Below are 13,199 nucleotides of genomic sequence, written 5' to 3'. Positions count from 1 at the left end.
GGAGTCGGGGACCACGCTGGAAAACCACTATCCATGGAATTCTTCGGCGCGGTTCCGGCGGAGGAGCCGGGCGGGCTGCGGCACGCCCATTTCGAACGGAGCGAGCGTTGCCCAGTAACCACATGGTGTTTCTGCTACTGGATCTCGTGCTCATCGCGGTGGCGGCGCGGTTACTCGGCAAGCTGGCCGAGCGCCTGGGTCAGCCCGCGGTAATCGGGGAAATCGCGGCGGGAATTATCGCGGGGCCCACAATTCTGGGGGCACATTTATCCGGCATCGTTTTTCCGCAGGACGTGCGTTCCTATCTGAGCGCGTTCGCGAATGTCGGCGTGATGATCTTCATGTTCCTCGCCGGGCTGGAGATCGACCGCGGCTCGTTCAACGGCAATCGCCGGGCCGTGGCCACCGTATCGCTGTCCGCCTACTTTGTGCCGTTCGCGCTCGGTTGCGGTGTCGCGCTGCTGGTTCTGTCGAGATATCACCAGGACAACCGGCTGACCTTCGCGCTGTTCATCGGTTGCGCGCTCGCCGTCACCGCGTTCCCGGTGCTGGCCCGCATCCTGATCGAGCGCGACCTGATGGGCACCAGGATCGGGCAGCTCAGTATGGCCAGCGCGGCCATCGACGACATCCTGGCGTGGATCGTGCTCGCCTTCGTCATCGGGCTGGCCCGGCCAGGCACGGGCGACCAGTGGCGACTGCTGCTGTTCGTGCCGCTGGTGCCGGCGATGTGGTGGCTGGTGCGGCCGCTGCTGGTCCGCGCCTCGCGATCCACCGCGGCGACCAACGACAACACGATGATCTTCCTCGCCGTCTGCGGTGCGCTGGTCTTCGGTGCGGCCACCGAATGGATCGGTCTGCACCTGATCTTCGGCGCCTTCCTGTTCGGGGTCGTCTTCCCGCGCACGCACCGGCCGGTGGTGGAAACCGGTGCGCAACTGCTGAGTTCGGTATTCTTGCCCGCCTTCTTCGTCATCGCGGGACTCCAGGTGGATCTCAGCTCGCTCGACCGTGCCGGCGTCGCCGAGATGATCGCGATCCTGGTCACCGCGCTGGCCGGAAAGCTCGGTGGCACCTATTTCGCCGCACGCGCCAACGGGATCGAGCCGCGCGAGGCCGGTGCGCTGGCGAGCCTGATGAACACCAGGGGGCTCACCGAACTCATCATCCTGAACGTCGGGCTGACCACGGGACTCATCGGCGTGCAGCTCTACTCGATTCTGGTCGTGATGGCGTTGGTGACCACGGCCATGACGTCGCCGTTGCTGCGGCTGCTCGGGGTGACGCCCGAACTCGGGCGCTTGCCGATCCCGGCGACCACGGAGCCGCGGATGGCGCGTAAGGAGGCCTGAAACCAGCTCGGGCTCTGCGGTGTTCAGCGTCGGGTGCGGAAGGTGCGGCGCAGGTCGTCGACCCAGGCGTCGGGGAGTTCCCACGGAATGAAATGCCCGCCCGCCTCGTGGGCGGTCAGGTTGACGTGGTTGTACCACTCGGCGCGATCGCTGGCGAGCCAGCTCTGCACCCGTTGCTCGGGAGTTGTTACGCCCGGCGGGTTTTCGTGGCCGACGAAGGTGATGCCGGTGGGTGCCTCGATCACCGGGATGCGATCGTGCGCGGGTGTCCACGGGTAGCGATTCGCGTTGGCGTAGTAGCGGATCGAGGTGCCGATGGCGTTGTTGACCCAGTAGATCATGGTGTGGGTCAGCAGGTCGTCCTTGGTGAAGACCGTCTCCACGTCACCGTGGCTGTCGCTCCAGGTGACCCAGCGCTGCAGGATCCAGGCGAGCAGGCCGGCGGGTGAGTCGGTGAGACCGTAGGCGAGGGTGCTCGGTTGCAGGACGTGCGCGGCGAGGTGGACGGCGAACCGGCGCTCCAGCGAGAGCAGTTGCCGGTAGGCAGGCTCGGGCAGGCCCGGCGGAATCGGTTGCCCGCCACTGAGATCCCACGCGCGGTCACCGCTGAAGAGGGTGAGCTTCTGGCCGGAGCCGATGTGGATGCCGTGCAGTTGGTCGGCGTAGCGGTGGCCGAGTTCGCCGGTGACGAGTGCGCCGACGTCACACCCCGCCGCGGCGTATTTCTCGTGGCCGAGGGTGTCGGTCATCAGCGTGTGCCAGAGGTCGGCGACCTTCCAGAAGTTCATGTCCGGGTGCTTCGGCAGCGGCGTCGAGAAACCGAAGCCGGGCAGCGAGGGGACGATGACGTCGAACGCGTCCGCCGGGTCGCCGCCGAACGCCGCCGGGTCGGCGAGCGGGTCGATCACCTTGGCCCAGTGCCAGAAGGTCCATGGCCAGCCGTGGGTGAGGATCAGTGGGGTCGGGTTGGGTCCGACGCCTGGTTTGCGCAGGAAGTGGATCGGGACATCATCGATGGTCACCCGGTAGTGCGCGTAGGCGTTGATCGCGGATTCGGCTTTGCGCCAGTCGTATTCGTTGATCCAGTACTCGACCAGCTCCTGGAGATACTCGCGGCGGACGCCGTAGTGCCAGTCGTCGTTGCCAACGTCGTCGGGCCACCTGGTCAGCCGGAGCCGGGTCGCGAGATCTTCCAGTACGTCGTCCGAAACATGGATGGGCGACGGCTCCAAGGGGAACTGCGATGTCATGAATGTCCTTCCACTTCAGCATGATTGGCAGCGGGTAGGTCGACGTCCATCAGCACGGCAAGCCGCTCCAGTGCAGGCAGTGCCGCACTGATCGCACGGCGCTCCGCAGGGCTCAACGCCTCGGCCAGCTGCGTGATCCGACGAACCCGCTCCTGATGCCGCGACTGCACAATCCGCGCCCCCGCCGCCGTGACCTGCACGAGCACCGCGCGACCATCCCCCGGATCCGGCCGCCGCTCGACCAACCCATCCCGTTCCAGCCGACCGACCAGCTGAGTAATGGCAGGCTGAGTGATCTGCTCGGTCACCTTCAACGCGGTCATCCGCATCGGCCCCCGATGCAACAGGGTATGCAGCACCGAAAGCGTTGTGAAGGTGTGCTTCTCAGCACTGGGCAACCGAATGGAAGCTCGCGTGAACGCCCCCATCACCCGAGCAAGTTCGTCGGCATCCAGTTCCCGCCGTGCTGCCATGCCCGAAATATATCACCGATTTATTTAAATCGCTTATGCACTTTACACACCGCCGCCGCCCTCATCAGGTCAGCACCTGGAGTCAGCCCACACAGCCAACGATTGAGGGCGCACACCCTTTGGGTAAGCCGCACACCCTCTATACAGGGTGTGCGGCTGACGAGAAGGGTGTGCGGCTGACGCTCGGCTTCCTGCACACCCCCGAGTTGTCCGCATTCGGGTGCAGTGGGGGTGTGCGGATGGAGCGGGACGGTGAGGATCGGGGAGGTGGACATTCCTGCGGCGATCCTCCGACGAGATGCGATCCTGGCCGGCTTCACGGACAACGAACTTCGAGGGCCGAGTTGGCAGCAGGTGCACCGCGGGTTGTATATGGAGTCCGCCGATGCAGTGGGATTGACCGAGGAGCAACGTCATCGAGTGTTGACCCGAGGTGTGTTCGCCGCCGCTCGCTCCACCGTCGTCGTCACGCACGTCTCGGCGGCGATCGCACACGGATTGCCGGTGTGGCACATTCCGCTCACCCCTGTCCACCTGAGCAGGGACCGCAGCGCGGGCGGGCGCATTCGCCGAAGAGCAGTCGTGCACTCGATGCCGATCGCACCCGACGAATGCACCTTGATCGATGATCTTCCGGTGACGACCGTGGCACGCACGGTCGTCGACCTGGCCCGCTCGGTACCGTTCGAGCAGGCGGTCGTAGTCGGCGACGCGGCCCTGCGACTGGGAAAGACAACCCGTGACGAACTGTTCGAGCAGATCGCCCGGGCCAAGGGGCGGACTGGGCGCCCACAAGCGAGCCGCGTTGTTCAGTTTCTCGACGGCCGGACCGAGAATCCGGGCGAATCCCGCAGTCGCGTTGCAATGCGCACCTCGAATCTGCCGTCACCAGAGCTACAGGCACGGATCCTCACGCCGTCGAATTCCCAGGTAGCACGAGTCGACTTCCTCTTCCCCGATCTCGGCGTCATCGGCGAATTCGACGGAGCGATCAAATACCGCGCCGAACTCCGCGGCACTCTCACTCACGAGGACGTGGTCATCGCCGAAAAGATCCGCGAAGACGCCCTCCGCCACCTCGGCTGGACCGTCACACGCTGGACCTGGCGCAACCTGGACCACCCCCACACCTGGCTGAAACAACTGTCCGCAGCCGCCGACATCGCCCGCAACACAACAAGGCTCGGCACCTGGCTCCCCACCAACCGCATCTAGCTGGCAAGCCACACACCATTTCTGTAAGCCGCACACCCTCTATACGGCGTGTGCGGCTTGCGAAAAGGGTGTGCACCCGCGATGGCTCGGGTGGGGCGACAGGCCGGGTGGGTTGGGGGGTATCGGGGCTGGTGGGACCTAGTGTGCGGGGATGGCTAACCTGCATGGTCAGCATGGGCGGCGGCGGACGCGGGCCGAGTGGTGGGCGATGGTGCGGGCTTCGCCGTATCTGCCTGCCACGGTGCTGGTGCTGCTGGTGGCTGCCGCGGCGGGGTTGTTCGCGGGGTCGTATACCTATGCGCTGGCGAACCCGACGCCGCGGTTGATTCCGATCGCCGTGATCGGGCCACAGCAGGAGGCCTCGGTCCAGCGGTTCCTCGCGGAGATGCAAGGCTCGCTGGATGGTTCGCTGGCGGTGCGCGACTACGACTCCGCGGCGGCGGCGCGGTCGGCGGTCGAGGAGCAGCAGGTGTTCGCCCTTGTCACGGCGCAGTCGCCCGGCGTGCGCCTCGATGTGTCGAGTGCGTCCGGCCAGTCGGTCGCTCAACTGCTCACCCAGGCCGCGACCAAAGCCGGTCCGGCAGCGAGGATTCCGGCCGAGGTCGTCGACGTCGTGCCGTTGCAGCGGGGCGATCCGCGCGGGCTCGCGATCTTCTACATCTCGCTCGCCGCGGTGATCATCGGCTTCGTCGGCGCGACCCAATTCAGTGTGCACGCGTCGGCGCTGAACCCCGTCGAACGGATCGTCTTCACCGCGCTGTACGCGGTCGCAGGCGGCTTTGCCATTGCGGCAGTGGCGGATTGGGTTCTCGGCGCACTGCGCCTACCGTTCCTGGAGTCCTGGGGCATCCTGTCGCTGACGATGTTCACCTCCGGCATGGTGTTCACCATGTTCAACACCTTGGTCGGACGGTGGGCGATCCTGCCGACCTGGGGTCTGATGGTGCTACTCGGCAACCCGTCCTCCGGCGGGGCGGTGTCGTGGCCGCTGCTCCCGTCCGTGCTCGGCCATATCGGCCGTTGGCTGCCGCCGGGTGCGTCGGTCAATGCGCAGCACACCGCGGTGTATTTCGGTTCGCACCAACACATTTTCCCGTTCCTGGTGCTGGCCGGATGGGCGCTGGTCGCGTGCGCGGTGTTCTGGATCTGGCGCAACCGCCATCCCGGCGGGCGGAGCACCGAGAACGCGCACACCGCGCGATCAGGACGCCGGGAAGTGCTCGGCGAGAAACTTGCCGAAGACATGCCGTGAGAGCTGAGTGCCCCACCCCGCCCAGGTGAAGTCGTAGATGTGTTCGCCGTAAGGCACTGCGAGCAGCTGATTTTCGACCCCGACCCGGCGCAGCCGTTCGGCCAGTTCGGCCGAGCCGCGGTAAGGCGCGACATGGTCCCGATTGCCGTGCATGAGCAGGGTCGGCGGCACATTCGGGCGGACATAGGTGACCGGGGAGGCCGCTTTGTACCGGTCGGGCACCTCGTCGGGGGTGCCGCCGGTGTAGTCCATGAGGAAGGAGCGCATCCGCCCGGGCAAGCCGGTGTCACGCCACGCCTCGGCCAGATCGGGCACCGGGTAGAACGCCGCGACCGCCTTGACCGAGGTGTCGGTGACCGCGCAACTCGGCGGCACCCGATCGTCGGCGTAGGCGCCCATCAGCGCGAGATTGCCGCCCGCCGAGCCGCCCGCGATCATCACCCGCTCGGGATCGATGCCGTACTTTGCCGCCTGCTGCTTGACCCAGCCGACGGCACACTTCACATCCCCGGGCGCTTGGTTCCAGCGTGCGGGCGGGGTCATCCGGTATTCGATGGCGAAGACGGCATATCCCTTGTCGTTCAACCATTTATGCCACAGCGGCGCCTCGCCGCGGTCGCCGTTGCGCCAGCCGCCGCCGTGCACCCACACCACCGCGGGCCGTGGCCGATCCGACGGGCCCGCGGGCAGCTTTACATCGAGCTTCAGGTCCTGACCGTCGACGGTGTTGTACACGGTGCTCAACGCCTCGACCGGCGCTCCGGTGTTCGTGCCACCGGACAGGTAGTCGTCGAAGGACAACTTCGCGTCGTGCCGCACCGCCGTCCCCCATGCCGCGGCCAACGGAAAACCGCCGGCGACTGTACCGAGCAGGCACACCAGCCCGGTCACCGCCGCCACCCGCCGCACCCCGACCCGGCCCTTGCGCCCGAAGGCGATGAGCGACAACACGAATCCCGTCAGGCCGAGCGGGATCAGGTAGAGCCCGTAGTCGCTCACCACATGCGTCAGCAACACGAAGGGCGCGGGGACGTGCACCGCGATGATCACGTAGACGAACAGCATCATCAGCACGGCCAGCACAGCCGCCACTGCCGCTACCAGCCAGCGAAGGACCATTCGCTCATTAACCCACGACCGCAGGCACCAGACCGGCTGGCACGCCGATCGTTCCTGGTCACCTGAGTATCACGACTCCTGCCACGCCGTAATCGCGGCGGCCCAGCGCCGATTGTCGGCGAACTCCGAGATCTGCCGACAGTTGATCAGGATGTAGATCTCCCCCGCTGTGGTCGTCTGCAGGATCAGCGGCTTTCCCGCGTTGAGCAGCCCGCCCAGCAATCTGCCGTAGAGGGCGGTGAATTGGCGGCGCAGCGAGATGATCGCCTCCCGGGAGAGGGTCAGGTCGCCGGTGTCGCTCCAGTCGGTCAGCACCAAGCCGCGTGGGCCGAGTTCGATCCGCCCGCGCCGCGGGAACAGCGCGCGCTGGCTGACGATGCCAGCCGCGCGATCCGCCGCGCTGTGCCGACGCAGTTCGTCCACGGTTGCCGCGATATAGGTGCCCCCGCGCAGTACATTCGTCATGACGAACACCTCCCCGGATCGAATGCCGAACCCTCCTGGAATTGTCTTGCCGGGCAGCGGTGTGGCACATCGCCCAGCCGACCCCCCGGCATCCTCCGAAGGAGGTATCTTCCGGCCGCATTGCTCACCCGCGAGGAGTACAACCAGCCCCGCTACCGGTCATCCGGACGGTGCGCACGCCTACACCTCCGCTGTTCCGTGAACCACTGGCTACCGCAACGACCGTCGTCCAGCGCGGTGCCGTCGCCTCGCACTCGAACCCGCAGTCGCCGCGGCTGGTCGGTTCCCTGGTACCGGTGACGGGCCTTCACGAGGCCCGACCAGGCGTCGACAACAGGTGTCGCGCCGCTGTTTTGCGTGGTCACGACCCTAGGCTAGGGGGATCGACACCAACTTCTCGCGCAGCACCTTCTTGCGGAGCGCACTCGGCATCGGCATAGCCGGCTGGGCGTCGGCAGGTCTGCCCGGTGTGGCCCGCGCTCGCGCCGAACCCATGCCGCTAACGTCCAGCCGCACTGCGGCGGGTGTGGATTGGAGCAAGCTCGACAAACGGCTACGCGGTCGGGTCCTGTTGGCGAGCGACGCGGAGTACGCGACGGCGAAGCGGCTCTTCAACACCCGGTTCGACGAGGCGAAACCGACCGCCGTCGTGCAGGTCGGCACGGTGGACGACGTCGCGGCCGCGGTCACCTTCGCGGCCGAGCACGACCTCGTGCTCGCCGCCCGCGCGGGCGGCCACTCGTATGTGGGTGCCTCGGCGGCGACCGGCGCGATGATCATCGACCTGCGCCGACTGACCGGGGTGAGTTTCCGCGACGGCCAAGCCGTTGTCGCACCGGGAATGACGCTGCACGGGGTGTACCGCGAGCTGGACCGTTTCGGACAGAGCATTCCGACGGGGATGTGCCCGGCGGTCGGCGCGGCCGGGCTCACCCTCGGCGGCGGCATCGGGTTCGAATCCCGCCGCTACGGGCTGACCTGCGACCGGCTCGTCGCGGCGTCGATGGTGCTGCCGAACGGCCGCGTGACCGAGGTGTCGCCGACTTCTCGGCCCGACCTGTTCTGGGCCCTTCGCGGTGGCGGAGCTCATCTCGGCGTGGTCACCTCGCTGACCTATCGCACCTGCCCGGCGACACCGAAAGACATTGTGCACCTGACCTTTCCCGGCTCAGCCGCAGCGCAGGTGATCGCCGGGTGGTCGACCTGGCTCGGCACCGCCGACCCTGCCGAGTGGGCCTGCGTCAGCGTGGATGCGGACGGACGCGGCGGGCTGAACTGCTGGATACAGCTGGTATGCCCGGCCAAAGCGGGTATACGGGCCGCAGTCACCGCAATGGCTGCGACCGCGAAACCACTGAAGGTGGACTACAAGAGCCTGCCGCACATGGACGCGGTCCTGCACCTCGCCGGCGGCGCGGCCACGCAGCCGCGCGCCCAGTTCACCTGCGGCTCCGACGTTCTCACTGAACTTTCCGCAGCTGCCATCGGTGCGATCATCGAGGCGATCACCGCGCATTCCCGCGCGGGCGGCACCGGGTGGGTCCAGATCAACACACTCGACGGCGCCGTCCGCGACATCGGCCCCGACGAGACCGCCTTCCCGTGGCGCGAGCATGCCGCGCTGGTGGAATGGGGCAATTACCAACAGATCCCGCACGAGAAGGCCGCGGGGTGGATCGCCGAGGCGCACCAGCTCGTCGCTCCATTTTCCGTAGGGGGCTACGCCAACTACCTCGAACACGGCGATCCGATGGAGCGGTACTACGCGCACAACTATCCACGGCTCGCGGAGCTTCGCCGAAAGGTGGACCCGCAGAACCGGATACACACGGCACTGGTCAGCTGACATGCAGCTGTACTGGAGATACACTCCACGCCGATCGGTGTGGTTCCGCGGGTGAGCGACAAAAGGCCCCGCTCAGGCGCGTAGTCGACCGCTAGGCGGAAGGCGCGGGGCGGACCAGAATCGCTCGGGCGTAAAGGAGTTGGAAGCCGATCCGTTGGACGTTCTGTTGCGACTTCGAGCCGGGGAGGGTGCTGACCACGGCGAGGTCGCAGCCTGCCGCAGCGGCGGTGGCGAGGCGGGTCGACAGGAGCGTGGCTTGCACACCACGACGCCGGAAGGCGGGCAGCGTTGCCGCGCCACAGAGTTGGGCGACACCTTCGGCGAGGCGCAGACTGGCGCCACCGACGGGCACGCCGTCGATGCGCGCGAGCGAACCGGTGAAACCGTCGGCGGCGGACATGTCGCGCATGGCGTCGTCGAGGATCTCGCGCGGAAAGTCCTCGTTCGAAGCGACACCCTGGGTGTCGGGAGTGGCGAAGCCGTCGATCATGACATCCAGCCAAGTCTCGAAGTCTTCGGTGCCGACCGCCGAAACCTCCACTCCGTCAGCTGGATTCGACTGCCTGTCCGGCTCGAGGCGCAAGCCGAGCACGTTCTCGAAGCCGGTCAGCAGGTAACCGCGGCGGGTCAGGCGCTCCACGACGCTCGGATCGGCGAGAGTCGACACCTCGAACTGCACCGGTGCGTCCCGCTCGGCGTAGGCCTGCTCCACCGCGTCCAGCGTGCTGTCGTCGAAGTCGTCGCCCATGCCGACGCCGACGACCTTGTCGAGGGGCGAGGCCGCGCCTGCCCACACCGCGAGCCCGCTGCCGATCGGCAGCAGCAGCACGTTTTGCTGCGGGTTGCGCCGCGCGGCGGCACGGGCGCCCTCGGCCATCAAGGACCGATCGGCGCGCTCGACGCGTGCTGCCAGGTCCGTTCCCGCGAAGAGGCTCAGTTCAGTCGACATGGCTGCATTCCTACCAGGGGGAACGAGCCTGGCGACACTGCTTTTGCCTCAACCAGCGCCACTATGCGCAGGCGATGACGCTGCGGTTTTGTCCGCGATGCTGCCGAGCGGGAGCACCGACACGAGCATGCCGACGCCCGCCAGCGGGATGAGATCCAGGGTGATCATCGGCGACAAGGTGCTGATCGCCATCAGCACCGGGCTCCACCACCGCAGTCGCCCGGCCCGGACGAGCAGGATGGTCAGCACGATCAGGCCGACGAAGAACAGCGGCGGCCCCACGAGGTAGAACGCCGGACGCACACCGGGAATGTCCGAGAACGCATTGCTCAGCCGGGACATTTCCGCCTTGTCCGCAGCCTGAGCCGCGAACACGACGTCCGCGACGAACTGAACAATCGTCGTCGCCAAGCCGATCAAGGCGACGGCTATCGCACTGTTGCGCAAGGCATTAGACGCGAGAAGCCGCCCCATACCCAGCACCACCGGCACGAACAGCACCATGCCGATCAGCCCGACGATATGCGCGACCTGCCAATCGAGCCCCGGACCGTACCTGCCGTCCGCCCGGCCGAAGAGCCGGATCACGCCGTATCCGGAGAAGAACAGTGGTGCGGCAAACAGCAGCACGCCAGGGGATTTCACGATCCAAGCTTGGCAGGGCCGGGCCGTGCGGGGCCTCCGGGAAAACCCTGGTTCCCGAATCACGGTGTCGCCGCGAGCATTCCAGGCTACGGCTGCGGTATCGGGGCGGACTCCGGGAAGGTGGCCGGGAGAGCGGTCAGCGCTCGATGGAACGGACCCGGACGCCAGGTCAGGTCTGTGGCCGGTACCGCGAGACGGACTTCGGGTAGCGCGTCGAGCAGCTGGTCGATGGCGTCCTGGGCGATCAGGTAGGCCAGCGAGCTGGCGGGGCAGACGTGCGGCCCGGTGCCGAACGCGAGATGAGAGCGGTTGCCCGCGTACTGGTTCGCGCTGATCGCCGGGTCGGTGTTGCAGGCGGCCATGCTGATCACCACCGGCTGGTGCGCGGGCAACCAGACGTCGTCGATGAGGATCGGCTGCCTCGGGAAGCTGATGCAGAAGTTCGCCATCGGCGGATCGTTGAACAGCACCTCGTCGAGCGCGTCGCGGGTGGACAGACTGCCGCCTAGCACGCTGCCGCCGAAGCGCTCGTCGGTCAGGATCAACAGCAGAGTGTTGACGATCAGGTTCTGCTGTGGCTCGATGCCCGCGCCGTAGAGCGTGGCCAACTGATGCACCATTTCGGTGTCGGTGAGCCCGGCGGGGTGTTGCAGCATGCGGGTAGTGATGTCGTCGCCCGGCTCGGCCCGCTTGAGCTTGGTCAGTTCCAGCAGCGCGCCGATGAGCATCTTGTTGCCCTGTTCGGCCTCGACCCCCTCGAAGATCGCCGCCATGCCGGTCGCGGCCTGCTGGGCGATCTCGGCCGGACAACCGAGCATCGCGTTCAGCACGGCGAAGGCGAGCGGAAAAGCATACTGGCGGACCAGATCCGCCGACCCGTCCGCGCAGAACGCATTGATCAGCGGTATCGCGATCTCGGCCACCGTGTCGTGCAGGCGGTACTGATCGACCTTGTCGAGGCCCGCGATATTGGTTTGCCGATAGCGGGCGTGCTCGGCGCCCGCATTGCGTAATGCGTTGGGCCGCCACTGCATCATCGGCAGCACCGGGCAATCGGTCGGCACGCTGCGCTGCCAGGTACGCGGGTCAGCCGGAAAATGGTCGGGATCATTGAAGATCCGCACTGCCGTGTAATAACCGATCACCAGCGTCGCGGGCACCCCCGCCGCCAATTCCACCGGCACCAGTGACCCGTAATCCGCCCGCATCTTCCGATATGCGCCGTGCGGATCCGCCGCGAACTCCGGTGCGTACAACGACACCCGCGGCCCGTCGGTATCGGTCGGCGAACCGGGCGAGACGGGCACGGCCCGGTTGTGCGCGGTGGGTGGGGGCTGCGTCATCGCAAAAAACTCCAGGCGGTCGAACTACGAACTCCGTGAGCCTATGCAGCCGTGGGAGCGCATGTGCCGAAATCCGCCGGGTCGAACTCGAAAACGTTTTCGCGCCACTCCGCCAACATGTTTGCCACTCATTCGCCTCAATGGTTCCATGAAGCGGCGAGACCTGGTGACGGGATTGGCAGTCGATTTGCCGAGTAGCTCAATTGTGCTGGCGAAAGGAGCCGTCCCGCGATGCGTGCGCGCGATTCAGGTCGATACTGCCGAGGAATCGGTTTCACCGTGGCGCTCACGATCGCGGGAATGGTCGCCGCCACTCCCGCTTTCGCCGAGGTCATCGAGGACGGGAGTATCGCACCGACGGGGGCGAACGACTGGGCTTGCGTGCCGAAGGCGACCCACCCGGAGCCGGTGGTCCTCGTGCACGGCACATGGGGTAATCAGAACTCCTGGGACACGCTGGCCCCACAGTTGAAAGCCCTTGGCGTGTGCGTGTTTTCGCTCAATTACGGACATGCCCCGTTCAGCGTTCGCGGTGCCGCGCCCGGCGTTTTCGGCACCGCCGATATTCGCACTTCGGCCAAGGAACTCGGGGGATTCATCGATCGGGTGCGCGCGGTCACCGGTGCGGCGAAAGTCGATATCGTCGCGCATTCGCAAGGCGGTCCACTGACCCGGCAGTACCTACGGTTCGAAGGCGGGGCGTCTCGCGGTGACCCGGCGCGCAACAAGGTCGATGACCTGGTCACCATTGCCGCCACCCATCACGGCACCACGGCCGACGGGCTCGGCCACCTCCTACCCTCGGGCAGCGCAGCCGGTATCGCGGACGCGCTGATCGCCAGGGTGCTCGGTACCGCCGCGGCGCAACAGTTGACGGGCAGCGAATTCATCCGCACGCTCAATGCCGCGGGCGACACCGAACCCGGCGTGCAGTACACGGCCATCGCGAGCCGCGTGGATCGCGTGGTCACCCCGCCGGAAGCGACTTTCCTGCGCGCCGGCCGGAATGCGACCGTCGAGAATTTCTGGGTGCAGGACGTGTGCCCCACCGATACTTTCCATCACGGCATCCTCCCCGACTCCCCCGCCGTCGCGTTTCTCGTGCACCGAGCCCTCGGCCTGCCTTACGCCGACGACCCCTGTCCCGCGCCCGACACAGACGGGCCGAATCAGGCGGTTCGCCCTGTTGGAAATGGCGGCTCGATGCGATGAGCGGAGGGTGACGCACCCCACGAGAAACCAGGAAACGAAAGGCCCACGCCCACCCCGAGTGCGGGCCTTTTGTTGTTC

At 66.8% G+C, this 13,199-nt stretch carries 13 protein-coding genes; 5 read left to right on the top strand and 8 right to left on the bottom strand.

Annotated features, from left to right (window positions below; genetic code table 11):
- Positions 1-107: 107 nt before the first annotated feature.
- A complete protein-coding gene (locus tag NN4_RS18720; protein WP_147132761.1) occupies positions 108-1,352 on the top strand; it encodes a cation:proton antiporter in 1,245 nt (414 codons plus the stop codon).
- A gap of 23 nt (positions 1,353-1,375) precedes the next feature.
- Here NN4_RS18720 and NN4_RS18715 read toward each other — a convergent pair whose 3' ends face one another.
- Positions 1,376-2,602: an epoxide hydrolase family protein gene (locus tag NN4_RS18715; RefSeq protein WP_147132758.1), complete on the bottom strand. Its 1,227-nt coding sequence runs from the start codon at positions 2,600-2,602 to the stop codon at positions 1,376-1,378.
- Positions 2,599-3,075: a MarR family winged helix-turn-helix transcriptional regulator gene (locus NN4_RS18710; RefSeq protein ID WP_147132754.1), complete on the bottom strand. Its 477-nt coding sequence runs from the start codon at positions 3,073-3,075 to the stop codon at positions 2,599-2,601. Before NN4_RS18710 ends, NN4_RS18715 begins: the two co-directional genes overlap by 4 nt.
- Before the next feature lie 252 nt (positions 3,076-3,327).
- On the opposite strand from NN4_RS18710, the gene NN4_RS18705 reads away from it, so the two are divergent.
- Together NN4_RS18705 and NN4_RS18700 are read left to right on the top strand one after the other, a co-directional pair.
- Entirely contained in the window at positions 3,328-4,290 is a 963-nt protein-coding gene (locus tag NN4_RS18705) for a hypothetical protein (RefSeq protein WP_147132751.1), read from the top strand.
- A gap of 151 nt (positions 4,291-4,441) precedes the next feature.
- Positions 4,442-5,542: an ABC-2 transporter permease gene (locus tag NN4_RS18700; protein WP_246180945.1), complete on the top strand. Its 1,101-nt coding sequence runs from the start codon at positions 4,442-4,444 to the stop codon at positions 5,540-5,542.
- Here the strand turns inward: NN4_RS18700 and NN4_RS18695 are convergent.
- From NN4_RS18695 to NN4_RS46615, 3 genes are all read right to left on the bottom strand, one after another.
- Positions 5,492-6,661: an alpha/beta hydrolase fold domain-containing protein gene (locus NN4_RS18695; protein WP_147132748.1), complete on the bottom strand. Its 1,170-nt coding sequence runs from the start codon at positions 6,659-6,661 to the stop codon at positions 5,492-5,494. The two genes, NN4_RS18700 and NN4_RS18695, sit on opposite strands and share 51 nt — an antisense overlap.
- Before the next feature lie 69 nt (positions 6,662-6,730).
- The gene (locus NN4_RS18690) at positions 6,731-7,126 is read right to left on the bottom strand and encodes a hypothetical protein (protein WP_246180944.1); all 396 of its coding nucleotides are present in this window, start codon (positions 7,124-7,126) and stop codon (positions 6,731-6,733) included.
- A 369-nt stretch (positions 7,127-7,495) separates the two neighbouring features.
- Complete coding sequence (locus NN4_RS46615) at positions 7,496-7,621, bottom strand: hypothetical protein (protein WP_281289376.1); 126 nt, start codon at positions 7,619-7,621, stop codon at positions 7,496-7,498.
- Here NN4_RS46615 and NN4_RS18685 point away from each other — a divergent pair.
- Positions 7,620-8,972 carry an FAD-binding oxidoreductase gene (locus NN4_RS18685; RefSeq protein ID WP_147132741.1) on the top strand — a complete coding sequence of 451 codons (1,353 nt, stop codon included), beginning with the start codon at positions 7,620-7,622 and terminating at the stop codon, positions 8,970-8,972. The two genes, NN4_RS46615 and NN4_RS18685, sit on opposite strands and share 2 nt — an antisense overlap.
- A gap of 91 nt (positions 8,973-9,063) precedes the next feature.
- Here NN4_RS18685 and NN4_RS18680 read toward each other — a convergent pair whose 3' ends face one another.
- The 3 genes from NN4_RS18680 to NN4_RS18670 form a co-directional block, all read right to left on the bottom strand.
- A complete protein-coding gene (locus NN4_RS18680) occupies positions 9,064-9,921 on the bottom strand; it encodes a GNAT family N-acetyltransferase (protein ID WP_147132739.1) in 858 nt (285 codons plus the stop codon).
- 48 nt (positions 9,922-9,969) lie between these two features.
- Positions 9,970-10,566 (bottom strand): hypothetical protein, encoded by a 597-nt coding sequence (locus tag NN4_RS18675; protein WP_147132736.1) that lies wholly within the window; start codon positions 10,564-10,566, stop codon positions 9,970-9,972.
- An 86-nt stretch (positions 10,567-10,652) separates the two neighbouring features.
- Entirely contained in the window at positions 10,653-11,909 is a 1,257-nt protein-coding gene (locus NN4_RS18670; protein ID WP_147132733.1) for a cytochrome P450, read from the bottom strand.
- Positions 11,910-12,188: 279 nt separating this feature from the next.
- Between NN4_RS18670 and NN4_RS18665 the strand changes: the two genes are divergently transcribed.
- Positions 12,189-13,121, top strand: a complete 933-nt coding sequence (locus NN4_RS18665; RefSeq protein WP_186818501.1) for an esterase/lipase family protein — start codon at positions 12,189-12,191, stop codon at positions 13,119-13,121.
- The last annotated feature ends 78 nt before the right edge of the window (positions 13,122-13,199 follow it).

Origin of the sequence: Nocardia ninae NBRC 108245, assembly GCF_007990755.1 — a bacterium.
In the GTDB taxonomy this organism is placed as follows: domain Bacteria; phylum Actinomycetota; class Actinomycetes; order Mycobacteriales; family Mycobacteriaceae; genus Nocardia; species Nocardia ninae.
Note: the sequence above shows the minus strand (reverse complement) of the source record. Positions and strands in the feature narration are given on the sequence as shown.